Here is a 25,557-nt window from a genome sequence, read left to right as displayed (position 1 = left end):
ACAAGCTCCCCGTCAAGACCGCCTCCTTCCAGGACCAGGGCCATTTTACTCTTTTGGCTTAATTCTTCTATCAATCCCCGGGAATAAGGCGAGCCCACTTCCTCGTCAGAATTGCACAAAAAAGTCACTGCCATATCCTGGAGCATGCCGAACCTGGCCAGGGCCTTGAGGGCAAACACCCCCACAACCAGGCCGCCCTTCATGTCAAGGACCCCGGGACCGTAGACGCATGTCTCGTCCTCCTGGAACCAGTCGAATGAAGTATCTGCAGCAAATACCGTGTCCATGTGCCCCACCAGTAGCAGGCCCTTTTGTTCCCCGGCTTTGGGGGTCCGGGCAATGACCATGTTGCCGCAGTGGGTAAAAGGAACAACCCGGCTGTCCATCCCTGTACCGGCCAGAATTCCGGCCATGGTTTCAGCCATGCGGTCCAGGCCCTCTTTGTTGTGACTGCCGCTCTGGATGAGCACCAGCTGCCTCAAAAGGTCCAGCATTTCCTGCTGCCTGGAATATATATCCTCTGCAATTTTTTGTATCATGGGCTTGGTTTTTTTATTGTGTTGCGGGTATAGCCCGCCTTTATGTATCAATTCGCTTCATACCTTTTCAGTCCCCACCGGGAATCTGAATACACCTCAGGGTCTGCATCAGGATACCTGACCTGCTCACCGCTCCATGGCTTCTGCAGGATGATGTCACCCTGCTCCCGGTCCAGGACATTGCTGCGGTGAAGGGGAATCTTGCCCCCGGCGGTGGCTATGTACCTGGGTATGGCATCCCCGGATATATTTCCGTACATACCCTCCACTATATCCCGGCCCTTTTCCACCGGCACCCGCAAGTGACTGAACTGGGGATTGCGGTAACTGCAGTTGAAAATGTAATAGGGCCGGACATAAGCTTCCTGGATGGTTTCACACAGGTGAGCCATCTTGACGAAGCTGTCGTTTATGCCTTTCAACAGCACCGCCTGGTTGAGCACTGCAGAAACAGCCTTGGAGATCCGCCTGAAAGCCTCCCTGGACACTGGAGTGATCTCCTGGGCGGTATTGATCTGGGTCACCACGCGCACCGGCTTTTTGTCGTTGCTTTCCTCCAAAATATCCAGAAGCTCCTGATCCACCCGCTGGGGAGTAGTCACCGGGATCCTGGTGCCCAGGCGCTTTATCCGCACATGTTCCAAGCCGTCCAGTTCAGAAAGCATATACCGCAACACCTTGTCGGGAAGCATAAAAGCATCCCCGCCCGTTATCAGGACATCCCTGATGCGCCTGTCCCTCCGGATGTAATCCAGGGCCTCGGCGTAGGCCTGCTCGGGGTAGATGCGGTCCTTTTTGCCGATATGGGCTATGCGCAGGCAATGGGTGCAGTACATGGCGCACATGTTTGTGGCCTTGATGGTTACCACCCTGGGGTAAAACTGGTCAATAAGCCTGGCCGGAGAATGATCCGCCGCCACCGGAGGCATCTCCACCCCTGCATTGTCCACCATTTCTCCTGTAGGTACAGATTGCAGCAGAACCGGATCGTCCAGGCTTTCCGGCATTATCAGGCCTGCATAATAAGGAGTAAGCCGCATGCGGTAATCTTTGGTCACCCTACCCACTTCTTCCAGTGCCCCGGCGGGAAGATTCAAAATGGATTCCAGGGTCCGGGGGGACTCAATGGCATATCTGAGCTGTCCGGAAAAAGAATTCCACTCCTGCATGGACATGCCCAGAACCTCTCTGATGCGGGCGTGATTTTCCTGAATGCGTTCCCAGAGCATGATCCCGCTTGGTGCTTCCCTGTCCCTGTCCTCCAGGTAACTCTCTATCCTGTCCCCTGCCTGCTGCACAATGGAAGCTGCCTGATTCACCCGGCCGCCCAGGCTTACCCTGTGCTCGTCCAGGTCCTGGTGCTTGATGGCCAGCCCCACGGCATCGCTTCGCGCCAGGCCCAGGCAGTGGGGGCTCAGGCCGCTGTCCATCCTGGCCTGCTTCAAATATAGAAAAAGATCCACAATATCCTGAACAGAGCTGCCTGAACGGGCCTTTACCAGCATCTCCTGGACAGCGGGGCCGTATCCTGATTCGTCCTCCTTATCTTTTCCTGTGTAGAGAAAATCCAGCAATTCTTCAGTATATTCATCGAGATCTTCTTTGAAGTTCATCACTTATTCCCTTATGGTTATAGATTCTTCCAGCATGAATTTGCCCAGGCTTATATCCCTGTCCAGATCTTCCCGGTTGGTGGCCACCGCCACTATCCGGCCCAGGAAAGAACCGGGCATAACACATCGCTTATGCCCGGGATGCTCCACAATGATCATCCTGTGCTCAAGACCTTTCTGACGGACCTGCCTGAAGAGCTCCCTCTCGTCTTCGTCCATGGGCAGAAAGTAATTTGTCACCACCTCACGCTCCACCTTGAAATTATAGGTGCGCCAGAAAAGCCCCTGTATGGCTTCCTTGATCTCCTGCCTTCCCGGGGGCAGCCTGTTGTGCACCACGGCATGATACTCCATCTCCATAAGGGAGGGAGCACCCGGGGGCAGGGCATTTTCCAGGGTACAGCACATCTCCATGGTGGTTCCCTGTTTGCGGGCGTTAACTTCCACAAAAAAAATCCGGCCCTGATTATCAACTATAAAATCACACCCGAAAATGCCCCTGTACCCGCTCCTTCCCAGTACACGCCCCACCATGCGGGCATGTTCCCTGACCTCTGCCTGCTCTTTATGGGACAGGGAAGAAGGAAAAGCCGAACCGCGGAAACTGTTTTTATTTTCAATCTCCTGGTCGGCGATGGCCGCTATGAATACGTCGTCCTCGTTGCCCACAACTCCCAGGACCGTAGGATCAAGTTCATGCGGTACGTAACGGCTGATGAAGTAAGTATCCCGGCTCAAGGGCTCCTGGTCCTCAAGTTCTGGTGCGGAGCGGATTATAAAACTGTTGGCACCGGCAGCGGAATAAGGCCTGCTGACAAAAATCCCCTCTGACCATTCCTGGGCCACGCTTTCCACGCCCGCGTACAGCTCCCGGACATTTTTACAGATGCGGTAATCCATGAGCGGTACCTGCCCGCTCAACATCTGCAGCTGATAAAGCTTGTTGTTCCAGATGGAGGAAATACTCCCCTCCGGGCCAAGAAGAACGGTTCCGGGCAGCTGACAGAGTTCCAGCTGGGGCAGTGACTCATAAACATGAATGTAAAGTCTGCCCTGCCTGGCGATGAGCATTTCCGCCAGTCTTCGCACCGCGGCAGAGCGGGACACCTCGCAGGCAAACTCCTTAGCCCCCATGCGGCAGCTGTATTTCCTGCTGGTCTGATTATAAAGATTCTTGGCCAGGGGATTAATGACCATTATATTCCTGTGGGGGTAGGACTCCATTATATCCGGGACAATGGAAATGCACTCGAATTTGCGTCCATGTATCTTGCCCAGAGTCTCGGCAACAAACTGGTTGAGGCAGTCAGCCTTGATCTCGCCTACGTAAAAAAAATACAGGACATCCTCTTTCAGATGCAAATCAGAAAAAAGGACATCATCCTGGTCTGAAAACATGCGTTTTTTCCACCTGACTTTTTACAATTTGATGAAAAAACCAGAGCCTGTCTTACAAATATGTAAACATGGCACTGGATTATTTGTCTTAACCCCAAAAAAATACCCGTACCAGCATTCTAAATACCTTGGAAACAGCCTGGCAAAGGGAAAATCACAGGATACAAAAACGAATATTCAAGAAACAACCCTGCAAAAAAATTCAAAAATATTTGACACAAAGCCATATTAAGTTAAATTTGAATTTTACATAGACCTGCATCAACACTTAATTCGTGCCTGTGCCTGATTTTACAAGTCACCCATTTTCCAAGTGTCGCTGCAGGACAGAGATCATTAAAACCTTGCCTGCCGGCCCCTCCTTTCAATTCAATCATTTACCGGCTGAATATCTGCCCCCTGATTTCAAGGCCACAAGCGACGGCCGGCAAAAGCAGGCTTTAGTATTTCTTGCATTTTTCAAACCAGTTTTAAATGGAGGCAATATGCACACACCGCAGTACATAAACGACATAAATAAAGTCCCCGGTCTCACCGGCCGGGACCTGGAGCAGCTTGCCCCGGTAATGGATACCTTTGAATTCAGATCCAACGAGTACTACCTGTCCTTAGTGAACTGGGACGACCCGGATGATCCCATCCGCAGGATCATCATACCTTCTGTGCAGGAACTGGACCAGTGGGGGCGTCTGGATGCATCCAACGAACAAAGCTATTCCGTCCTGCCCGGGCTTCAGCACAAGTATGTCAGCACGGCCGTATTCTTAGCCAGTGATGCCTGCGGGGGATTCTGCAGGTATTGCTTCCGCAAGAGGCTTTTCATCCACCCGGAGCAGCGCGAGGTCCTCACAGATCTGGACGCCGCCTGCGATTATGTTCGCAATCATCCGGAGATAAACAATGTCCTCATAACCGGCGGCGACGGGCTCATGCTTTCCACCTCAAGGCTGGAGAAAATCATTTCCAGACTTCGCGGGATTGATCACGTAAAAATCATCCGCATAGGCACCAAGCTTTTGTCCTATAATCCATACCGGGTCCTCAACGACCAGGAACTGTTGGAAATGGTCAAAAAATACAGCCTGCCGGATAAAAGGATCTACTTTATGACTCATTACACCCACCCCAGGGAAATGACCGATGTCAGCCTGGAGGCATGCGACAGGCTCATCAAGGCCGGCGGCATACTCTGCAACCAGACCCCGATGCTCAGAGGCGTCAACGATGACCCGCAGGTCCTGGGAGAACTTTTCAACAGGCTTTCCTACATGGGGGTGGCCCCTTACTACATCTTTATCTGCAGACCCACGGTGGGCAATAAGCCTTATGCTGTTCCCGTGGAAGAAGCCTTCAATGTTTACCAGAATGCCAGGAGCATGTGCTCCGGCCTGGGAAAACGGGCCAAACTGGCCATGTCCCATGCCTCGGGCAAAATAGAGGCGTTGGCCATGACCGATGAAAACATCATTTTCCGCTATCACCGGGCGGCTGACCCGGACGAAAGCGGAAAGGTGCACATATGCACGCGCAATCCCAGAGCCTACTGGTTTGACGACTACAAGGAGATCGTAGAGACGTACGAGCAGCAGGAAGGTTAAGCCCCAAGGTCAAAACGCCATCTGCAATATAGTTCAGGGGGATGATCATCAGGAGGGGCAAAGATACAGTGGACCCTGATGCGGGGATCTATTTCCCCGGCAAAGGCTGTAAACTCCCTCAGGTGCATCTCCTTGCAGCTGTACTCACCCAGCCCGTGTTTTTTACGTCCCTCCTGGGCCGGGCATACAGGGACGCTTAATATCATCTCCTTGTCCCCGGACTGAACATCATAGTCCAGCATCAGCCCCCAGGAAAAATATTTAAGGGCCTGCAGCAGACCCTGCAAGCCCTTTTCCTGTATGGCGAAACGCCTGAGGATGTCCCTGGCCGCCAGCCGGCCCACCTGCTCCCAGACTAAGGCGTTGACTTCTTCCGCCCCTTCCAGTCCCATCCGCTTTTCAATATTTATGAACCAGAAGGCATCCGCAAGCCTCAACTGCCAAAGCAGACTTCCGGCCAGCTTCCTCAGCTCCTCCCTGTCCATAATATCCAGGTCTTTTTCCGGCATTTTTGCCTCCCTGCCCTGATTTTTGCTTTCCATATGCTTTACATGCTGTTAAGGTAGAAAAGTCATTTACGGGATATATTTCCTTCCCCATCAATGAATACTCTTGCGGCCCGGTCTCAAGCCTATCTGCAACAAACACAAAGGACAATACATATATGGAAGAACTGAAAAAATTCAAAAATCTGCCCATAGACTGGGACGTGGAGCCTGCAGACGCAGTGGCCATGCACCTGGAATGGGGCAATACCGGATATTCCGGCAAACACCATGACTCAGACTCGGAAACATACTTTTTCTGTATAGATTCCTGGCAGGAGCCCTATATCCTGCGTCTGCAGAAAATGACCAAGGACGGGTCCGAGTCTTTATATGAAATGGAACTGCCCAGGGAATTCTGGGACTGCTGCAGGGCCAGGGGAGTGCATGGACTTCCGCCGGAAGTCAAGGAATGGCTGCAGAAATGGTTTTAGTTTCTGCCGGACACATTACCAGAAATACACCCGATACAGGGCAGGTTCTTCTTATAACCGACCGTAAGAAGGACTGGTCTTTCATCCGGAAGCAACCCTGACAATTTCGGCCTTTTTGTTGTACACCTCGTGTACTTCGGCATAGGTTTTCCCGATCCCGGACACGGCAGACTTTTCCCTTTTTTTTCGTCCATATTCAGACTTTTGTTTCTGCCCAAGGCCTTCCCGGCGGTCATCCGAATCAATCCTGATCTCCCGGCCGGCCTTTTGCAGTTGTGTCTGAATCTCGTGGCGACTTTTAGGGGAAATCTGGAAATAACTGGGTACCAGCATAATGCACCTCCTTGTTTATTTCCTTATACACCTTATCGGTAGTTTCCCCAGTAACCTTTAGCCTGTTATGCTGATTAATATGCTAAATTCATGCCAGAAAAGACTGATATACAACCTGGCATACATTCCCGAACATCTCCCTTCTTACCTGTGCCCTTTCTCCGACAGCGAACCCTGCATGGACGGGGGGCTTCTGTATTACCAGGCAAAGGAAAAAACAAGTCTCATGGCCTGCCCCCTGCCTCTGGACACAAAAGGTCCTGACCTCTGCCGTCATGTAAACTACATAGCCCGGAAAATGAAACCTGCCGAGCTTGCCTGCATAGGCCCGGTCCCCCTGGATGTGCATGGATACAAGCCCGTCAGATCTGAATATGATCTTTACTATTGCCTGGATCTAAGCAACATCCTGAGCGGCCCCAAGCTTCGCAATATGCTCAAAAGGGCCTCCAGTGAGGTGCATATTTCTGTTGGACGGGATTTTACCCGCGACCACCTGGAGCTGTTGAGAAAATTTATTGATTTTAAAGGCCTGGACCAGGAAAAAGCCCTTTTCTTTCACCGCATTCCAGAGTATCTAAGCCATTCTGAAACGGCCCTTGTTATAGAGGCCAGGACAATGCGGGACAACAGCCTGGTGGCTTACGACATCCTGGAAACAGGCTCCAGGCTCTTTGCATTTTACCTGTTCAACATAACCGGAAAAAAATCCAGGGACATCCCGGGAGTTAACGATCTGCTGCTTCAGGAGGCAATAAATCAGGCCCGGAAACTGGACAAAAAGTATATCAATATGGGACTGGGGATTAACCCTGGAATCGTGTCCTTCAAAGCCAAGTGGGGAGCATATCCCTTTCTGGCCTACTATTTCCAGCAGTTCCAGCCTGCATTCAGCTGGAAACGCTTTTTCGGCCTCAAGGGATAAGCATCCCTTCATTGCCTGGCCAAACGAGCAAGCTTTAATTACTTGATTTATCTGGTAGCCATCTGTTTCAGCTGGATATACTAAGCGTCTGTATGTGGACCCTGGTGAATAATTACACAATTTGTAACTCTTAATTCTCAAGATAATATGAACAAGCCCAAAATAATGACCGGCTGGAAAAGAATCCTCAGCCTGCAGCAAAGAGCACAGGAAATGTACTTGACAGGAGTACTCATCCACAAGCCGGAAAACATCTACTACTTCACTTCCGTCTACCCCCACGAGCCTTCTTTCGTCCTGGTTCCCACCGACGGCGAACCAGAGCTGGTGGCTGCACGATCAGTACTGGAAGAGGCAAAAAGAGACAGCCTCATCCCGGTTACAGCCGGGGATATGGACATAGCCCGGAGCGCTTATGAGCGCATGGTGGATAAAAAAATGCTGCGCCCTCCTCCAAATACTTTTTTAAAGGGCATGATGCGCAAGGTCAGCGAATCGCCCATAGGCATAGAAGTGGACTATCTTAGCCTTTTTTTGTTCAAGTATTTCCAGATCCGCAATCACATGAACATAACCCATGAAATAAACGCCCTGAGGGAAATAAAGGACAGTTTCGAGGTACAGCGCATTGAAGAGGCCTGCAGGATCGCGGATCAGGCCATGGAGCACCTTAGACAGAAAATCAGGGTTGGCGTATCTGAAAAGGAACTCTCCGGCATATTCGACGCCAGGGCCAAGGCCCTGGGCGCGGAAGAATCCAAGTGCCGCATCAAGAGCGGCCCAGGCACAGCCCTGGCCTTTTCCAGGTGGATGGACCAGGAACTGGAAAATGGCCCACTGCTCATTGATTACGGGGTAAGAATCAAGGGCTACTGGTCGGATATCACCAGGATGTTTTATCTCGGGAGCCAGCCGGACAGCTCTTTTCTGGAACACTACAACCTGGTGCTGCAGGCCCGCCAGGCTGCACTGGAAAAAATGCACCCCGGGCAGAGCATTTACGGACCTGAAGAGGCCATCAGAGAACTGTTCCGCCGGAAGGACCTGGAGCAGCACATGATTTATGCCGCCGGACACGGCATCGGCCTTGAGGTTCACGAAGAACCACTGCTGGGATCCGCCCCTGATGCCACCCAGGAGGAGGAAGAGGACAAGGAGGCCTCTTTGCTGGCCCAATCCGGACTGGGCAGCTCATTCATGAGCCTGACCAGGGAAATGGAGCACCAAATTGAACCGACTTTTGCCAGGGGTCACGTGGTGGCCCTGGAACCGGGTCTTTATTTCCAGGAGCTTGGGGTCAGAGTGGAGGACGTGGTGCATATAAGCGACAAGCCCAGGGTTTTGTCCTCTCTTTCCACCGATCCCCGGGATATGGTTATACCTGCCTGATCTCTGCAGATGCGAAGAGGGCAATGTAAGCATTCAGGGGGTGCTCGTGCGCCTGCAAAGAGTCAGTTGTGTCCCTGAAGGCAGGCGATATTCTTACAGATAAGGACTGAAAAGCCAGCAGAAGGAATCCCTGGTACGCACAGGCAGGGGCCGGTTGTCCACTTCATGCAGGGTGGTCTCGTGGGATTCACGTATTCTGGAACGGATGTGCCTGGCCAGCTTACCTGCCAGCCTTTTTTCGTAGACTTCGACCACCAGTTCAAAATTGAGCCTCAGACTACGGGGGTCCATATTTGCCGAGCCTATGAGAGCATAGGAGTCATCAGCTACAAAGAGCTTTGAATGCGCAAAAGGCGGGGGCTGATAAAACACCTTTACCCCGCTTTGAAGAATCTCCCAGAGCATGTTTCTGGTGGCCCAGTGCACGTAGGGCAGATTGTTTTTTTCAGGAAGAACCACGCTGACCTCCAGGCCCTTGAGGGCCGCTGTCTGCAGGGCCACTATAAGCTCCTGTGAGGGCAGAAAATATGGGGTCATGATCAGGATTCTTTTCCTGGCCTGGGAAACGATCCCTGTAAGAAGAATACGCAGCTTGTCCAGGTCCTGGTTGGGACCAACAGTAATGGTCCTGCAGACGGCCTCCCCCTGGTGCGCCCTGGCCACCTTCTGCCTGGGGCTTTTGCTGTAATCACCGGTGCAAAAACCCCAGTCCTCCATAAACACCTCTTCCATCTGGTTCACCACAGCACCGGAAAACTTAAAATGCACATCCTGTTTTCGCTTGCGGTTGTTGAGCTTTGTCACTAAGTGCCTGTCCCCGAGATTCATGCCCCCGGTAAAACCGAACTCACTGTCCACAATGAGCATTTTCCGGTGATATCTAAGGTTGATGAACGGGGAAGGAGGATAAAGCCTGGGGGGCAGAAAACGGACAAAAGGAACACCTTTATCCTTGAGGGTTTTTCCTATTCTGGGCCAGGAGTAATACTCCCCGATTCCGTCCACCAGCACGCGCACATCCACACCCCGCTGTACAGCTTTAGACAAAGCATTTGCAAACTGCTGGCCGGTATCGTTGCTTTCGAAAATAAAGGTCACCAGGTAAATACTTTTCTGCGCCCTGTTGATGGCAGCCAGCATTTCTGGATAAGCCTGCTCTCCGTTGTATAAGGGAGTCACCCGGTTGCCCTGAAGAAGAGGCCTTCTGGAAATCGCCTCTGAAAGCTGGGCCAGTTGATGAAAGTCAGGGGAAATTTCAAAGTCGCGAACTTTTTTTTCTGCAGGGGCCAGTTTCTGAGTAGAAGGATAAATATCCGTGTCCCAGTGCGGCCAGTACCATTTCAGTTTCTTGGCCCTGGTCTTCACCCTGTTGATACCTAAAAGAAAATAGAGAACCGGCCCCAGGGTGGGCACCAGCAGACAGGTTACTATCCAGGCCCAGGCCCCCTTGGGATCTCTTTTGTAAAGAAGGGCGTGACCTGCAGCCAGGAAATTGAAAAAAAGAATTATACCTACAACAACCCATTCAACTGCTTGCATTTTAATAACTTTTTAAACCGGTTGCCTGAATCCTGAAAATGTGTTTATCTGTTTTTTTATCAATGAAGACTGAACGGGTATTTATATGCCCTTTAACCTTAAGGATCAAGCCTTTGAACATCTCAAAGGTACAGAAACAGAAAGAAAGGGTTTGTTTGTGCTTATGAATAACGGTTACCTGAACAAGCTGTACATTGCCATGGTGGGATTGCCCGCCCGCGGCAAATCCACCGTGGCCGCCAAACTCAAGGAAGGCCTGAAAAAAGAAAACATCAAAGTCCGCATCTTTAATAACGGGGACTTAAGGCGCAAGCTTTTGAGCGAAAATTCCTCCAGACCGGACTTTTACAACCCTGAAAACAAAACCAATGCCGAGCAAAGAGAGCAGATCGCCCTGACCAATATCAAAAACGCCAGCAGGTATCTCCAGGGAGACGGACAGGTGGCCATACTGGATGCCACCAATGTCAGCCTCAAACGCCGCAGGACCATTCAAAACATGCTCACCGACCATCCGGTTTTGTTTGTGGAGTGCATCAACAATGACGACGAAATACTCAAGGCCAGCATCACCAAAAAAACAGAGCAGCCGGAATTCTCAAGGATGGACTTTCAGGAGGCATTTGAAAGCTTCAAAAAAAGAATCCAGTATTACGAGCATATCGCCCAGCCCCTCCAGGAAGAGCGCAACTACTATGTACTGGACTCACTGAACAACCAGATCCTGGGTGAAAGGATGACTGACAACATCTTCTGCAATGTTCAGATACGGGATCTTCTGGTTTCGGACTGGGTCAAAAACCTTTTCCTGGTAAGACACGGTGAGAGCTATTTCAACCTGGAGAACAGGATCGGGGGGGATTCAGAACTTACACCCAACGGCTGGGCCCAGGCCCAGGCCCTGGCGGCTCACTTCAAACAGACCAACATCCCAAATATCTATACCAGCACCAAGAAACGCACCGTCCAGACCGCCCGTCCCATAAGTGAAATGCAGAAAAACGCCCAGGTCATGCAGCTCAAGGAATTTAATGAAATCAACGCCGGTACCTGCGAATACATGAGCTACGATGAGATCCGACGCGAGAAACCGGAAGTATTCTACAGCCGGACCAAGGACAAATACAATTATATCTACCCCGAGGGTGAGGGCTACGTGACCCTGAAGCACAGGGTGGACCGGGGTCTGAAAAAAGCCATATATTTGAGCGGAAATGCCACTTACATAATGATAATCGGGCACCAGGCGGTCAACCGCATGATTCTGGCTCACTTTCTATACCGCCGGAAGGAAGATGTGCCCTACATATATACCCCCCAGGACAGATACTTTCATATAGTGTCTACTCAGTCCAAGAAACTTTTTGAGCTTAAGCGGTACTAGTACACCCTGTTTTACAAATCCGCCCGGTTTATATATACAGCATTCACATGCCCCGTAAAACCGGTGACAGAATAGAGGTTGCCCGATTCATATACTTTTGAGATGATAGCTTTTGTTCTGGATTATCTGTTCAGCTTTTTACGTACCGGAGTTTTTTCCTGGAAAAATCAGCTGCCTTATCAACAAACTGCTCATAAACATGGACCATGGAGGGAATAGGGATGAAGGGGAGACTTTATTACTGGATCTGGCTGTTATTAATACTTTTTTTTCCGGTGGTATTCGGGTGTGCTGCAGATGAAGAAATGGATGACGCTGAAAAACCCGAAGAGACCTTCAGCCTCTCCCTGGCCACTTTTTGGCCTGCCACCGATTTTATGGTTGCTGATGCCCATAAACGCTGGATAGAGGAGGTGGAAAAACGTACAGACGGACGCGTCAGCATTAACCTGCATGCAGGCGAAGCCCTGCTCGGCGCCCGGGAAATCTACAACGGCGTGGCCGGGGGCGTGGCGGATATAGGCACGACCTGCCCCTCCTATACTCCGGGAATGTTTCCCCTGATGGAGGCCTTTGAACTGCCCGGCTACCAGAATGTCAATGCTGTATCCGCCTCCATGACCGCCCATGAAGGCTACAAAAGAATAAAGCAGGATCTGGGGATCGACGAGTTTGAAGACGTCAAGGTCCTCTTTTTCTGGGCCACCGGACCAGGGGACATCATGAGCCAGAAGCCCGCCAGAAACCTTGATGAACTGGCCGGAATGGAAATCCGGGCCGTAGGGGGAACTGTTCCGCCCCTGGAAAAACTGGGAGCGGTCACTCATTCCATGCCCATGTCCGAATCCTATCTGGCCCTGGACCAGGGACTTGTGGACGGCATTGTGGCCCCCAACGACACCCTGAAAGGATTCAGGCTGGCTGAAGTGGTTGATTATGTCACTCATACTCCTTTTCTCTACAATGTAGTCTTTATGAAAATCATGAACAAGGGCACCTGGAATTCCCTGCCTCCTGATATTCAGGACGTATTCCGGGAAATGAACGATGAATTCGCCTATGAATACGGAAAATCCAGGGCCGACCACAGGCAGGAAGGCCTTGAGTACGGCATGCAGGAGCACGGCATAGAATTCTTTGAACTGGATGCAGACGAAGAGCAGAAATGGTTAGATCGTATTCAGCCCGTGGTGGAAGACTGGATAAAGAAGCAGGAAAACAGGGGGCTGCCGGCTGAAAAAACCGTCGAGCTTATCAGGGAACTGGACGAAAAATTCTCGGCAGAATATCCGGAGTACTAAAGTCAATTATAAAGGCATGTTAACATGCCCTTGCCTGTTTTCTAACATTATGGCATGGGGACTTTCCCGCACCCGTTCCAGGCGCTCGCTGAACAAAGCCTGGATATACTGCCGGCAGGGTGCTGGAAGGTCCCCTGTTTTTCTTAAAAGCCTGACGAGAAAAACGAAACCAGGAACTGCACAATTGCGGCAATAACAGACAACCTTAACACTTGAGATGAATATCACCGTATATATAACCAGCTTTTGCCCTGCCATGCCTTCCGAGGATTCGGCTTCCAGATTAAAGCAACCCTGTGAATTAACGCCCGGCCCGTCAACTGAGGGAGGTTTTTTTTCGCCCTTCACGGCCGGGTCTTTTTCAAAGCCAGGGGGCTTGTAGCAATGGAGCTCCTGGAAAAAATCGTACACAACCTGGCCCTGCGCATTTCCCAGATTGCCCAGCTGGCCCTTGTCCTGGTCATGCTGGTCATAGTGTCCAACATTTTCATGCGCGCCTGGTGGAAACCCCTTACCGGCAGCTATGAACTGGTGGAAATCCTTGGCGCTGTCATCCTGTCCATGGGTGTGGCCTACTGTGCAGTCAACAGGGGGCATGTGACTGTCAGTCTGCTTGTAGACAGTCTGCCTCCAAAAATTCAGAATATTGTCGAGATTATCACCAACGCCATCTCACTGACTTTTATCTCCCTTATATCATGGGGGCTTTTGCAGTACGCGTCCAACGTGCACAGAAGAAACCTGTCCACCTCTTCCTTAGATCTACCCCTTTACCCGGTTTATTATCTGGTTGCCTGCGGCATGATCATGCTTGCCATGATTATAGTTTTGGAAATGATTAAAAATACCCTGGCCCTGATCAGGGGGAGGAAACAGGATTGAGCCCTTTTGAACTGGGTATCGCAGCTATTCTGCTCGTTTTTGTACTCATTGCCGCCCGCATGCCGGTGGCTTTTGTCATGCTGGTGGTGGGAGTAGGGGGATATGCTTATCTAATTTCCCTGGATGCTGCACTTTCCATTGCTTCCTCTTCCATCTACAACACCTTTGCCTCGTACTCTCTCATCGTGGTCCCCCTCTTCGTCTGGATGGGCTATATCGCCTACCATGCCGGCATAAGCCGCAGGATATACGATGCCACTTACAAGGTTGTGGGCAGGCTGCCCGCAGGCCTGGCCCTGGCCACCATAGGCGCAAGCACTGCGTTTGGAGCCATATGCGGCTCCACCACGGCTACGGCTGCCACCATGAGCGCTGTGGCAGTGCCGGAAATGAAAAGGTACAGGTATGATCGCTCCCTGGCCACTTCAGTAGTGGCCTCCTCGGCCATCCTGGGGGTAATGATCCCTCCCAGCGTCATTTTTATCATCTATGGAATCGCCACAGGGGAATCCATTGCCAAGCTGTTTCTGGCGGGAATCATTCCCGGAGTTCTCCTTATGGGCCTGTTCATGCTGGTTACATGGATAAGGGCCGTCAGAAATCCGGATCTGGCCCCGGCCGGACCGGAAGTGGATCTCAAAGGCAAGATAAGGGCTGTTGCGAAGGGCGGAGTTGAAGTTGTCATCATATTTATAGTGGTCATCGGCGGGCTTTTTTTGGGCTACTTTACGCCCACCGAGGCAGGGGGGGTCGGAGCTGCCGCCACCCTGGCCGTAGCTATTATCCGCAGGCAGATCAACTGGACCGGATTTAAAAATTCCCTGCGCGACACCATTCGCATATCGGCCATGATCATGTTTCTGGTGGCGGCGGCCACGGTTTTCGGCCGCTTTCTGGCAGTGACCAACATACCAACCACCATGGCTGTATGGGCCGGAGACCTGCCCATCCATCCCGTGGCTGTCCTGGCCATCATTCTGCTCATATATCTGTTGCTTGGATGCTTTATTGATGCCCTGGCCCTGATTCTGCTGACCATACCCATCTTCTATCCCGTGGCCGTTCACCTTGGATTCGACCCCATCTGGTTCGGGGTTATAATCGTACTGGTTGTGGGCATGGGCGTAATAACGCCTCCTGTGGGGGCCAACGTCTACGTGGTGGCCGGCATAGTCAAGGATACGCCGGTGGTGACCATCTTCAGGGGGGTATGGCCTTACCTGTTGAGTATAATACTCTGCATCGCCATACTGACTCTTTTTCCACAGCTGGCCCTTTTTCTGCCCGACCTGGTCCAGAGATGATCATGGACAGCCCCGTATAGATTTGACTGCATCCGTAGAGGGGCATAAGTGTTTTCTCCAGCAGGGTCCAGGCCGGGACGTCTGCCATCAGGCTATATCAGTTCTGAAGCTGCATCCAGCACTGCCTTGTAATTGGGCTCTCCTGACACTTCGGGCACAACCTGTATATATTTGAGGACACCTTCCCTATCCACGACAAACATGGCCCTGGCCAGCAGACGCAGTTCTTTTATGAGTACTCCGTAAGCCTTTCCAAACGAGGCATCCCTGTGGTCGGACAGGGTCTGAACCTTGTCCACTCCGGCTGCGGCGCACCAGCGTTTTTGCGCGAAAGGCAGATCCATGCTGATGGTCAGGATGGATATGTCATCGTGCAGGGATGCTGCTTCCTGGTTGAAACGCCTGACCTCCATGTCGCACACGGGAGTATCCAGGGACGGTACCGAGGCGATTATGACCACCCGGCCCTTGATGCTGGAAGACTTAAACGGGTTTAAATCATTGTCCACCACTTCAAAATCCGGAGCCATTCTGTCTTTTACCGGTTCTTCACCCACCAGCGTCAGGGGGTTCTGATGCAGGGTCACGATTCCTTGCCTTTCATTCATGACAATCTCCTTTTTTAAATCACTAAAGTTATTGAGTGCATTCAGAACAACGTCCATACAGAAAGATCTCATGCCCATCAAGCTTAAAACCTTCAGGCGCCAGGGATGTTATCCCCGGCGGGCATCCTGGTATGCAGAAAAGCTGCTTGCAGTTACGGCATTGGAAATGATGGTGGTGATCCATGTCCGCCGGTTCATAATATGAACCCTGCCCCGGGACCTGCAGTTCGGCAACAAACCCTTCCTCTACCAGCAGCTTCAGGTTGCGGTATACCGTGGCAATACCCAGAGAAGGAACTTTCTCCCGGGAAAACCATAAAATTTCTGCAGGGCTCAATGGCCCTCGGGCTTCATGTAAACACTCCATCAAGGCCTTTCTTTGCTGAGTCTTGTGTTTCATATACAAACTCCCTGGACTTAAGCTGATTTATATGGCCATTTAAAGCAAAATGCAACTTCAAGTTATGCAAATTGTACCTGTTTAGCTTTGCATGTGGCACAAAGACTTGCTCTCCCTCGCATTTATTTTTCTAAAGGATGACTGACACATTTAAAAATAAGTGCGGGGGGGCTGTGCCCTGCTTTCCTTAAAAGTTAGACAGATACTGTAAAATTTACTTGACCAGTTAAAAATGATAATAGTATATCAATTATCAGGTAAATCATGAAACACAATCAAAGCACCAAGGAGGAACTTTTATGCCTGAAAAAAAATCACCCGTAAAAGCCGGGCTGTCAGCCTGGGCTTTAATCACCGCAGTGTTTCTCATGCTGCTCTGGCCGGCAATGGCCCCGGCCTCGGACAAGGACAGCCTGGATATAATGGTCAGCATAGCCCCGCAAAAATACTTTGTGGACAGAATCGGTGGGGAGTTGACCGATACCACCGTACTTCTTCCTGCAGGTGCCAGTCCGCATACCTTTGAACCCAAACCTTCCCAGATCAGAAAGCTGGGCCGGGCTGACCTGTACATGGCCATAGGAGTTGAATATGAAAATGCTCTTTTGCCGAGGATCAAATCCACACATCCGGACCTGGAAATAGTCCGCCTGGACCGGGGCATTGAGAAAATCTCCATGCTGCAGGACTGCGATCACGACCATGACCACGGGCATGATCACGACAACGGGCATGATCACGATCATGAACATAATCACAACCATGACCATGGGCATGATCACGGGCACGATAATGGGCATGATCACCATCATGATCACAACGGACATGATGGCCTGGACCCGCACGTATGGCTCTCTCCGGATCTGGCCATGATAATCGCAGACAACGTCTACCGGGCCCTGTCCGAGGCCATGCCCGGGGCAGAGGCTGAGTTCAGGGATAATTACCTTGCCTTTATTCGTGAACTTCTTGAGCTGGACCAGGAAATCAAGTCTGTCTTCAATGATGTCCCGCCCGGCAGCAAATTCATGGTCTTTCATCCGGCCTGGGGATACTTCGCCCGGGCGTATGGTCTTGTCCAGGTTCCTGTGGAAGTGGAGGGACGCGAGCCCAGGTCGGCTGATTTAAAGGAGCTTATTGACACAGCCAGGGATGAAGGCATAAAAGTCGTATTCGTATCTCCGCAGTTTTCCAAACGAAGCGCTGAAACCATAGCCGACTCCATAAACGGAGAGACTGTTTCCATTGACCCCCTGGCAGAGAACTGGAAAGAAAACATGCTCACCGTGGCCGAAAAATTCAGAAAGGCCATGGAGCACTGATAATCAGGCAACAAATGTAGCCATCCAGAGGGGATCCTCGGTGTTGATTGCTGGCACAAGGCCTGGGGACTGTCCCTCGCTGTGTAGGTCTGTGCAGGATCACGGAATTTTGTGCTTGTAATTTTGGTGATTGTGAAGGCAAGGTGTCGCGGGGACTGTCCCCAGGCCGATTCCGGCACCCCTCTGAATGGTTACCAGCAAATGCTTCCTGCCCGGGTTACCGTTCAGGGGATAACATCCAGATATGGCCAGTTATGTCCCCTGAACGGCTGTTACCGGACATGCCGGATACTTTTACAAAAAAACATCCAGGCCGGTTAATCCGGCCCACACATATGACAGATGAATGAAAACGCCATAGAAATTCAGGGTCTTAGCTTTGCCTACAACCACCACCCGGTCCTGGAAGACGTGAACATGCAGGTAAAACAGGCAGAATTCCTGGCAGTACTGGGTCCCAACGGCGGAGGCAAGACCACTCTTATGCGCATCCTGCTGGGCATCCTGCAGCCATCCCGGGGAATTATCCGTGTACTGGGAAAACCCCCCGGTGCCCTGCCCCACCTCGTGGGTTACGTTCCCCAGAGCCAGAGCGGCGCAGACAAATTTCCCATCACTGTGCACGAAACAGTCCTTGTGGGGCGCCTGGGACATCTTGGCCGCTGGAGACGCTTTACTGACCAGGACTCAGCTCTGGCCCGCCAGGCCCTGGAGCAGGTCGGCATGCAGGACTTTTCCGGGCGCAACATAGGCAGCCTCTCCGGCGGGCAAAGACAAAGGGTGCTTATAGCCCGGGCACTGGTGGCCAGGCCGCAGATACTTTTCCTGGACGAACCCACCGCTGCTGTGGACCAGGCCTTTCACACCAGGTTTTACGATCTTCTCAAAGAACTGAATGACCGGGGAACCACCATCCTGGTCATAAGTCACGACCTTTCGGTACTTTCCAGTCACGTCAAGGCCGTGGCCTGCGTAAACCGCAGTCTTTACTACCACGATGCAGCAGAAATCAGCCAGGAAATGCTGGAAAAGGTATACCACTGCCCGGTGGAACTAATCACTCACGGCGACGTCCCCCACAGGGTCCTGAGGCACCACTGAGATCATGCTGGAAATCCTGCAGTACGATTTTATGCGCAATGCCCTGGCCGCGGGCTTTCTGGTGAGCATCGCCTGCGGCATCATCGGGGCCATGGTGGTGGTCAACAGGCTGGTGTTCATTTCCGGGGGCATTGCCCACGCTTCATACGGCGGCATCGGACTGGCCTTCTTTGCCGGATTCCCCCCTTCCCTGGGCGCAGGACTTGCTGCACTTATCTCTGCCTTGACCATGGGCCTGGTGAGCCACAGCCGCAAGCACCGGGCGGACACGGTCATAGGCGTCATCTGGGCCGTGGGCATGTCCACGGGCATAATCCTGCTGGATCTGACCCCGGGATACAGGGTGGACCTCATGAGCTATCTCTTCGGTAGCATACTCATGGTCCCCGCAAGCGCCCTGTGGACCATGGCAGGCCTCAGCCTGGCCATCACTGTGCTGGTGCTGATATTCTACAAGGACTTTTTGGCCATGTCCCACGACGAAGAATTCGCCAGGGCCGTGGGAGTCCCGGTTACCGCGCTTTATTTTCTGCTCCTGGTCATGGTGGCCATGACCGTGGTCATGACCATCCAGGTGGTGGGGCTTATCCTGGTTATTGCCCTTTTAACCATTCCCTCTTATATTGCAGAGAAATACTCCAGTTCTCTCAAGCAGATGATGCTTCTTGCGGTTATCATAAGCGTCATCTTTACCCAGACCGGAATCTGGCTTGCCTACTACCTGGATCTGACCACCGGTGCCACAGTAGTTCTGGTGGCCGCAGCAGCCTTCATCATATCCGGCCTGCTGCCTGGAAGGAGTATTAAAGACAAAGCAGAGCATAAGAACTAAAAAAACTTGGTAAAATTCACCATCAGATAAAATTGGTCAATCTAAACGCTCCGCGGAGTGAGTTTTTACGTCCTGTTTGCGAAGTCCCCGGACCCTGGAGAGTAGTTAAACATGAACCCCACAATCATAAATCATGCTGCAACATCCCAACTTTGACCCTGTAGCCATAGCCATCGGCCCCCTGGAAATCCGCTGGTACGGACTTATGTACCTGGCCGGATTCACCCTGGCCTGGCTTCTGGCCCGCCACAGGGCAAAAAAGCCCGGCTCAGGCTGGGACGTCAAAGAACTGCCGGACATGGTGGTCTTTGGAGCCCTGGGCATAATACTCGGGGCCAGGCTCGGCTACATGCTTTTTTACGATTTTTTCGGGTTTGTTTCCCAGCCCTGGACCGCGATCATGATCTGGCAGGGCGGGATGTCTTTTCATGGCGGACTCATCGGCGGGATCATAGCCATGTACTGGTATGCCCGCAAAACAGGCAGGGGCTTTTTCACGGTCACCGATTTCGTGGCCCCCATGGGGGCTTTGGGGGTAATGTGCGGGCGTATCGGCAACTTTATCAACGCCGAACTCTGGGGACGCCCCACGGATGTGCCCTGGGCCATGGTTTTTCCCGGCTCGGATATGGTCCCCAGGCACCCATCCCAGATCTACCAGGCCCTGCTGGAAGGCCTTCTCCTGTTTATCATCCTGTGGATATTCTCCTCACGTCCAAGACCCACCATGGCCGTATCCGGGCTGTTCTGTCTGGGCTACGGGGTGCTGCGCTTTCTGGTGGAATTTTTCCGGGAGCCTGATGCCCACCTGGGCTTTGTGCTCCTGGACTGGATGACCATGGGCCAGATCTTGTCCGTACCCATGATAATTTTAGGGGCGGTGCTTCTTTACCTGGCTTACGGATTCAGGGGATCCAGGACTGAACACCCGTAGATACCGCCCTTGCTGCTTCCGATTTTTGCAGCTGCTGAATTTCGGCACTGGATAAAACTACAGCGACTCTTTATTTGAACTCCAGGGGATCCGGCCCTTTTGCCGCCGATAGCCCAGCCATTTAAAGTGTCGCTGCAGTGATAAAAATCCGGCCTTAGTGTGACAGGCTGCGCATTTTTAGAGAATAGAACATGTCCAGGTAACGCCTGGTCTCATCGCGCTCCAGGTTGGACACATACTTCCAGAAGCCGTAAATCCGGGAAAAGGACAACAGTCTCTGGGCATAAAGCCTCCAGTTGTATTTCTCCTCCACCCGCTTTATGCTGTTGTTTGAAATGGTGTCCCAGTAGCTTGCATCAGCCCGGCAGCGGGAGAAAAAGTCCGCCATGAGTCCTGCAGCCTCGTCCCCGTGGGTGGGGTCTATATGAAACCCGCTTTTGCCGTCCTCGATTATTTCCAGAGGTCCTCCGAAAATGGTGGCAAAGGTAGGAAGCCCCGAATTCATGGCCTCCACAACAGTCAGTCCAAAGGCCTCGAAAAGTGCTGGCTGCACAAAAGCCCCTCTGGAATCGGCAATAAAACGGTACAGCTCTCCGCTCATGTTCTTGTCTAAGCGCGTGCCCAGCCAGCGCACCTGTTCATGCAGGTCAAACTCTTCAAAAAGCCTGTGCATCTCCTGAATACACGCCTTTTCCTCCTCGTCCTGAGAATCCCTGACATCCAGGCTGCCGGCAACCAGCACCAGATTGGCTTCCTGCCTGAGTTCCGGATTTTCCCCGTACCAGCGTACCAGACTGGTGAGGTTTTTTATCCTGTCCAGACGGGCCATGGTAAACAGAATGGGCTTTGACCGGTCCTGCAGTTCTCCCCTGGCCCAGTCCCCAGGAGGGCCGTAAATATAGTCGCTCAATTCATCGTGCAACTCCGTGAGGCGGCGATCCTTTTCATAATACGGAAAATACACGTTTTCATCCGCGCCCGGGGAAACCACGTTGAACTTGGGATCAAACACGTCGATACCGCTGACCACCCGGTAAAGATCCGGCATGGTAAAGGCATTGTAGGTTTCGTACTGGCCGACGCTCTCCTCGGTGCCCGCAATCTCCTGGTAAGTGCTGGTAATAATGAAGTCAGCGGTGTTCATGGCGATAAGATCAGCAGTGAACTGACTGGAAAACCTGTACTGGGCCTCGTTGTCCTTCCAATACTGGGAAGAAAAGAGATACTTGGACTTTTCCAGGGCGTGGGCGATGTTGCACTGGGTGATGTTCATCTTTTTGGACATGAGGGAGGCCACCAGGTTACCGTCGGAATAGTTTCCAATGATCAGGTCCGGACGGCCCTTGAGTTCACTGTGCACCTCCTGGGTTGAATCCAGGGCGAACCGCTCCAGGAAGGGCCAGACATGGAATCTGGAGATCCAGTGCGGCACGATCTCGCCGCTGGGATAGCGGAAAGGCACCCGCAGGATCCTGGCATTACTGGTACCCACTATATCTTCCTGGCGCTGATTGCAGGTGGTATCCCCGGCCTCGGGAATCTGACGGGTCAAAACAACAATCTCCGGTTCGATCTCCAGCCCCTGCTCCTTTATCTGCCTGCGCATTTCCTTTTCCAGGGCGCGTACCTGGTCCAGAATATACACTATCTGCCCCCCGGTATCCGGCCTGCCCAGCACGTTGGACTGCCCGAAATATCCGTGAGGCGAGACTATCACCAGTTTGAATATCATGGGTATACGGCTTAAAAACGAGGCCAGGATATTGGGGGTTGGAGCCTCGAGTATCTCCCGCAGCAGCTCAAGATTTTCCCGGACCCGCTCCACATCCTTGCCCCAGCCGGGCTGAAAGCCCAGTGTCTGCATATGCCTGGAAATCCCGGACCATTTCTGGGAGGGATCCTGCTTCTTAAGAAAGGTCAGGGCCTTGCGCAGGGCCGAACGAAGCCCGGAAACAGTTTCAATGTGGCCGTTGAGCATGAGCTGTTTGCCCTCAATCTGGTGCAGGCGCAGGAACTCAAACAGTTTTTCATGTCCCCGCTTCTTGTCCTGGAAAAACTGCCCGGACAGATGACGGTTGAGAAAATCAACCCCCTTGCCGATGTAGGTGTATTCATTGAGCTTTGGAAACTCCCTGTTGAAGGGCTCCAGGTCTATTTCCAGCAGAAATTCGTCCACCTGGGTGCTGTTGTTCACCTGCATTTCATCAAACTTGAGGTAGTCGCTGGCCCCGATCTCATCAAAAAGCACATCTTCCACGTGAAAACGAAAGTACTGCCATTTGGCTATTTCCGGGCGCACAGCCAGGTAAACCCATGGATTTCGTATTGTGGCCACCTGGGTATACCTGAAGACTTCAAATACCAGGGCAGATTCGTGCCTGCCGTGTTCTTCGTCCTCAAAAAAATCCGCCAGCATGTCCTGCAGTTCGGAACGCAGCAGAAAAGGCTTCTCTTTTCTGATCATTTCCCGCAAAAAAAGATACAACGACTTTCTAAGTTCGGGATCAAGTCCGTCCAGTTCCTCTACATCAATCATTATCCTTCCTCCAGAAATCCGAAATACTGCATGCCCTCGATTATGCCCCGGGCATAATAGTCAGATGCAAAATAAACATTCGAAGTCACGGGCATATTCTTGAGCTCCTGGCTGTAGTTGCCCACAATCACTCCCAGCATGCTGCCCAGAAGCATTTCCCGGTCATTGCCGGAATCTCCGGCCACCAGAACCTTTTTCAAATCCACCCCCCATTTCATGCACAGATACCTGATGGCCAGGCCCTTGGAGGCCCTTACCGGCAGAAAATCCAGAAACTGATTATGGGAATGGATCATCTTTGCATGCAGGTCTTTCTGGCGCAGGAGCCTGCGTACGTATCTGATCCCCGGGTACTTTCCAGGGGTGTAGTTGTAGCTCAGCTTGAATTCTCTTTGATTCTCCTGAGCCTGCATCTTCACTCCCGGCACTTCCTTCATGACCTCTGCAATGGCCCCAGGCTTCCAGCGGTAGGCGATATGCCTGCTCCAGGCATGATCCTTGAGTATGTTCGGCCCGTAATATATTTCGCTGCCAACCGAGGTGATGAGAATATCCGGGACAGGTACGTTTTCTTTGGCCAGGATATTCAGGGTACTCTCCAGGCTCCTGCCCGTGGCCACTCCGAAAACCAGCTCTTCCTGCATACTGCTCAGGATATCCAGAAGATCCTTGACCCCTTCGTGGTCACCGAGAAGGGTATTGTCTATGTCAGTGATCAGAACTTTTTCCGCCACAGGCAGCTTGCTCTTGATTATGGGCAGCCTGGGCTCTTCTTCCTTCCTGCGGGGACGCAGCTTCTGGATCTCGCGCAGATAGGTCTTTGTATGAGCATCCCATGAAAAATATTTTTTAACCCCTTTAATGCCTGCCCTGGAGTGCTTCTTCCAGTTTTCCCTGTCCCTCACCAGGGCCAGAAGGGCGTTGACCATGGCCTCCTTGTCCAGGGGATCGATGAGTGCGCCGTTGGCGCATTTGCCTATTATCTCCCTGGGCCCTCCATCATCGGTGGCCACCAGGGGCAGGCCGGTAGCACCTGCTTCAATAAGCGTCAAGCCGAAAGGTTCGGTCATGGCTGGATTGATAAATACCCCGCGCCGTTGAGCAGCGTAGCGGTACAGCTCAGGCACATCGTCAGCTGCATGCTTCTTGGGATATGCTGCCTGACCGTAAAGATCATACTTGTCCACCAGCATCAGAATCCTGGTCAGTACTCTTTTGGGGCCCTTGTCCATTCTAACTATATCTTCACGGTTTCCCGCGATAATCACCAGGTTGGCCGCTTCTCGCAGTTCCGGGCTCTCTCCGAAGGCTTCCACCAGGGTGGTGATATTCTTGCGCTCGTCGGGACGGGAAAGGGCCAGAACCATGGGCTTATTGGACTTCTGCAGAAACCTGTCCAGCTCGTGGGCGATCCGGGGCTTCTTCTGATCCGATTTGTAGGGATAGAAGCGATCAAGGTCTATCCCTGGAGGTATGATGCGCATCCTCCTGGGGTGATAATTCTCGTATTCTTTATATTGTTCGTCACGTTCCTGGGCTGTGCTGGTGATTACCAGGGAAGCATTACCCAGGGCTACTTCCTCGGCCTCGATCCTGGTGGACATGTTGTATCTGGATTCTATGGTGGCCTCGTTGCGGCCATGTTCCAGCAGGCTCTGCTTTTTTATGCGCCCCAGTGAATGCCCGGTAAAGATAAGAGGCACCCCCAGGTGCTGGGCCAGTTTTGACCCTGCCAGGCCGGCATCGGCGTAGTGTCCGTGGATTATATCCGGCACCATGCCCACCCGCCTGAAGTACTGCAGGGCCTTGTCCGTGAACTCATCCAGATAGGGCCAGAGCACTTCCTTGCGCAGGTACCTCTTGGGACCGCACTCTATGCGCACGATATTGGCCTTATCCCCCAGCTTCTCGATGGTTTTGCCGTAGCTGTTGTCCACCTTGGAATCCAGGACCTTTCTGGTAAGCAGATCCATCCTGGCCACCCTGGGATTTTTACCCAGGGCCCTGGCCAGTTCCACAACATACTTGACCTGGCCGCCAGTGTCCGAATCCCGGCCCAGTTCCATGTCAAAACCCCGCACCAGGCCGTGAATGCTCAGGTGCACCAGGTACAGACCGTCTTTGCGGCGTCTGATGTTGGTCATATCTGCCTCCGGATAAAAATTAAATTATAACAAAAGCTTGTCAATTTAATGAAGAATATGTTTCTTGTTCTTGCCCTGGCAGACGCAGGTCTGCAGGGACGGGCCTGGTTCAAGGGCCGTCATGCATCACGGACCGGGCAAACCTGCTGTAAAAGTCCTTTTCCTCCGGCACCGCCCCCTTGATGGAGCATACTTCCGCAGCAATGCGCACCGCTCTTTGCAGGATACTTTCCCATGACCAGCCCCTGCAAAGGCCCATCAGAAATATGGCGCTGAATGAATCTCCGGCTCCAACTGCATCCTCGAAAGAACTTACTTTCGGTGCGGCAGCAAAAAGATGCTCCCGGTCTCCGGGAAAAAGCATGGCCCCATCACCACCCATGGTCAGTACCAGGCATTTTAGCCCGCAGACCTTCTGCACCATCCTGGCCCTGGCCTGGAGACCCTCTTCCCTGATTTCCAGGATTGAGGCCACCTCTTCAAGCTCATCCAGATT

At 52.2% G+C, this 25,557-nt stretch carries 23 protein-coding genes; 12 read left to right on the top strand and 11 right to left on the bottom strand.

From position 1 onward, the window contains the following. The 3 genes from D5S03_RS07215 to D5S03_RS07205 all read right to left on the bottom strand — a co-directional run. The coding region (locus D5S03_RS07215) for a M20/M25/M40 family metallo-hydrolase (protein WP_287043227.1) at positions 1–539 on the bottom strand (539 nt) is incomplete at its 3' end. A 47-nt stretch (positions 540–586) separates the two neighbouring features. Continuing rightward, complete coding sequence (locus D5S03_RS07210) at positions 587–2,152, bottom strand: KamA family radical SAM protein (protein WP_287043226.1); 1,566 nt, start codon at positions 2,150–2,152, stop codon at positions 587–589. Positions 2,153–2,155: 3 nt separating this feature from the next. Beyond that, positions 2,156–3,550, bottom strand: a complete 1,395-nt coding sequence (locus tag D5S03_RS07205) for an ATP-grasp domain-containing protein (RefSeq protein WP_287043224.1) — start codon at positions 3,548–3,550, stop codon at positions 2,156–2,158. A 485-nt stretch (positions 3,551–4,035) separates the two neighbouring features. Between D5S03_RS07205 and D5S03_RS07200 the strand changes: the two genes are divergently transcribed. Then, positions 4,036–5,148: a KamA family radical SAM protein gene (locus tag D5S03_RS07200; protein WP_287043223.1), complete on the top strand. Its 1,113-nt coding sequence runs from the start codon at positions 4,036–4,038 to the stop codon at positions 5,146–5,148. Here the strand turns inward: D5S03_RS07200 and D5S03_RS07195 are convergent. Next, positions 5,145–5,690 (bottom strand): DUF6125 family protein, encoded by a 546-nt coding sequence (locus D5S03_RS07195; protein ID WP_287043221.1) that lies wholly within the window; start codon positions 5,688–5,690, stop codon positions 5,145–5,147. The two genes, D5S03_RS07200 and D5S03_RS07195, sit on opposite strands and share 4 nt — an antisense overlap. A gap of 122 nt (positions 5,691–5,812) precedes the next feature. Here D5S03_RS07195 and D5S03_RS07190 point away from each other — a divergent pair, with 122 nt between their 5' ends. Continuing rightward, the gene (locus D5S03_RS07190; RefSeq protein ID WP_008869112.1) at positions 5,813–6,127 is read left to right on the top strand and encodes a DVU0772 family protein; all 315 of its coding nucleotides are present in this window, start codon (positions 5,813–5,815) and stop codon (positions 6,125–6,127) included. An 81-nt stretch (positions 6,128–6,208) separates the two neighbouring features. On the opposite strand, the gene D5S03_RS07185 is transcribed toward D5S03_RS07190, so the two are convergent. After that, positions 6,209–6,460, bottom strand: coding sequence for a hypothetical protein (locus tag D5S03_RS07185; protein WP_287043219.1), 252 nt, complete (start codon positions 6,458–6,460; stop codon positions 6,209–6,211). Between the two features lie 79 nt (positions 6,461–6,539). Here D5S03_RS07185 and D5S03_RS07180 point away from each other — a divergent pair, with 79 nt between their 5' ends. Together D5S03_RS07180 and D5S03_RS07175 are read left to right on the top strand one after the other, a co-directional pair. Beyond that, positions 6,540–7,385, top strand: a complete 846-nt coding sequence (locus tag D5S03_RS07180; RefSeq protein WP_287043218.1) for a hypothetical protein — start codon at positions 6,540–6,542, stop codon at positions 7,383–7,385. A 147-nt stretch (positions 7,386–7,532) separates the two neighbouring features. Next, the gene (locus D5S03_RS07175) at positions 7,533–8,774 is read left to right on the top strand and encodes a M24 family metallopeptidase (RefSeq protein ID WP_287043217.1); all 1,242 of its coding nucleotides are present in this window, start codon (positions 7,533–7,535) and stop codon (positions 8,772–8,774) included. Positions 8,775–8,867: 93 nt separating this feature from the next. Here D5S03_RS07175 and cls read toward each other — a convergent pair whose 3' ends face one another. Continuing rightward, a complete protein-coding gene (cls, locus tag D5S03_RS07170; protein ID WP_008869116.1) occupies positions 8,868–10,313 on the bottom strand; it encodes a cardiolipin synthase in 1,446 nt (481 codons plus the stop codon). A gap of 163 nt (positions 10,314–10,476) precedes the next feature. On the opposite strand from cls, the gene D5S03_RS07165 reads away from it, so the two are divergent. The 4 genes from D5S03_RS07165 to D5S03_RS07150 all read left to right on the top strand — a co-directional run bounded on the left by D5S03_RS07165 (position 10,477) and on the right by D5S03_RS07150 (position 15,184). Further along, positions 10,477–11,697 carry a bifunctional nucleoside/nucleotide kinase/histidine phosphatase family protein gene (locus tag D5S03_RS07165; RefSeq protein ID WP_040417965.1) on the top strand — a complete coding sequence of 407 codons (1,221 nt, stop codon included), beginning with the start codon at positions 10,477–10,479 and terminating at the stop codon, positions 11,695–11,697. A gap of 221 nt (positions 11,698–11,918) precedes the next feature. After that, positions 11,919–12,998 carry a TRAP transporter substrate-binding protein gene (locus tag D5S03_RS07160; RefSeq protein ID WP_008869118.1) on the top strand — a complete coding sequence of 360 codons (1,080 nt, stop codon included), beginning with the start codon at positions 11,919–11,921 and terminating at the stop codon, positions 12,996–12,998. Between the two features lie 384 nt (positions 12,999–13,382). Beyond that, entirely contained in the window at positions 13,383–13,880 is a 498-nt protein-coding gene (locus D5S03_RS07155; protein ID WP_287043215.1) for a TRAP transporter small permease, read from the top strand. Then, complete coding sequence (locus tag D5S03_RS07150; protein WP_008869120.1) at positions 13,877–15,184, top strand: TRAP transporter large permease; 1,308 nt, start codon at positions 13,877–13,879, stop codon at positions 15,182–15,184. The genes D5S03_RS07155 and D5S03_RS07150 overlap by 4 nt, the downstream gene beginning before the upstream one ends. A 92-nt stretch (positions 15,185–15,276) precedes the next feature. Here D5S03_RS07150 and tpx read toward each other — a convergent pair whose 3' ends face one another. Together tpx and D5S03_RS13765 are read right to left on the bottom strand one after the other, a co-directional pair. Beyond that, on the bottom strand, positions 15,277–15,792 hold the full coding sequence (tpx, locus tag D5S03_RS07145; protein ID WP_287043212.1) for a thiol peroxidase: 516 nt from the start codon (positions 15,790–15,792) through the stop codon (positions 15,277–15,279). Between the two features lie 28 nt (positions 15,793–15,820). Continuing rightward, entirely contained in the window at positions 15,821–16,192 is a 372-nt protein-coding gene (locus D5S03_RS13765; RefSeq protein WP_008869122.1) for a Fur family transcriptional regulator, read from the bottom strand. A 299-nt stretch (positions 16,193–16,491) separates the two neighbouring features. Between D5S03_RS13765 and D5S03_RS07140 the strand changes: the two genes are divergently transcribed. The 4 genes from D5S03_RS07140 to lgt all read left to right on the top strand — a co-directional run bounded on the left by D5S03_RS07140 (position 16,492) and on the right by lgt (position 20,381). Then, positions 16,492–17,514 carry a metal ABC transporter solute-binding protein, Zn/Mn family gene (locus D5S03_RS07140; RefSeq protein WP_287043211.1) on the top strand — a complete coding sequence of 341 codons (1,023 nt, stop codon included), beginning with the start codon at positions 16,492–16,494 and terminating at the stop codon, positions 17,512–17,514. Between the two features lie 342 nt (positions 17,515–17,856). Then, positions 17,857–18,615 (top strand): metal ABC transporter ATP-binding protein, encoded by a 759-nt coding sequence (locus D5S03_RS07135; RefSeq protein WP_287043210.1) that lies wholly within the window; start codon positions 17,857–17,859, stop codon positions 18,613–18,615. A gap of 4 nt (positions 18,616–18,619) precedes the next feature. Further along, a complete protein-coding gene (locus tag D5S03_RS07130; RefSeq protein WP_287043209.1) occupies positions 18,620–19,447 on the top strand; it encodes a metal ABC transporter permease in 828 nt (275 codons plus the stop codon). Between the two features lie 133 nt (positions 19,448–19,580). Further along, positions 19,581–20,381: a prolipoprotein diacylglyceryl transferase gene (lgt, locus tag D5S03_RS07125; protein WP_287043208.1), complete on the top strand. Its 801-nt coding sequence runs from the start codon at positions 19,581–19,583 to the stop codon at positions 20,379–20,381. Positions 20,382–20,535: 154 nt separating this feature from the next. Here the strand turns inward: lgt and D5S03_RS07120 are convergent, their stop codons facing one another. From D5S03_RS07120 to D5S03_RS07110, 3 genes are all read right to left on the bottom strand, one after another. Continuing rightward, positions 20,536–22,917 carry a sucrose synthase gene (locus tag D5S03_RS07120; RefSeq protein ID WP_287043206.1) on the bottom strand — a complete coding sequence of 794 codons (2,382 nt, stop codon included), beginning with the start codon at positions 22,915–22,917 and terminating at the stop codon, positions 20,536–20,538. Continuing rightward, complete coding sequence (locus D5S03_RS07115) at positions 22,917–25,061, bottom strand: HAD-IIB family hydrolase (protein WP_287043205.1); 2,145 nt, start codon at positions 25,059–25,061, stop codon at positions 22,917–22,919. Before D5S03_RS07115 ends, D5S03_RS07120 begins: the two co-directional genes overlap by 1 nt. A gap of 109 nt (positions 25,062–25,170) precedes the next feature. Continuing rightward, positions 25,171–25,557, bottom strand: a 387-nt coding sequence (locus D5S03_RS07110) for a carbohydrate kinase family protein (RefSeq protein ID WP_287043203.1), incomplete at its 5' end; no start/stop codon positions are given.

Source organism: Desulfonatronospira sp. MSAO_Bac3 (assembly GCF_003838035.1).
Lineage (GTDB): Bacteria > Desulfobacterota > Desulfovibrionia > Desulfovibrionales > Desulfonatronovibrionaceae > Desulfonatronospira > Desulfonatronospira thiodismutans.
This window is presented reverse-complemented; position numbering and strand designations above follow the sequence as displayed.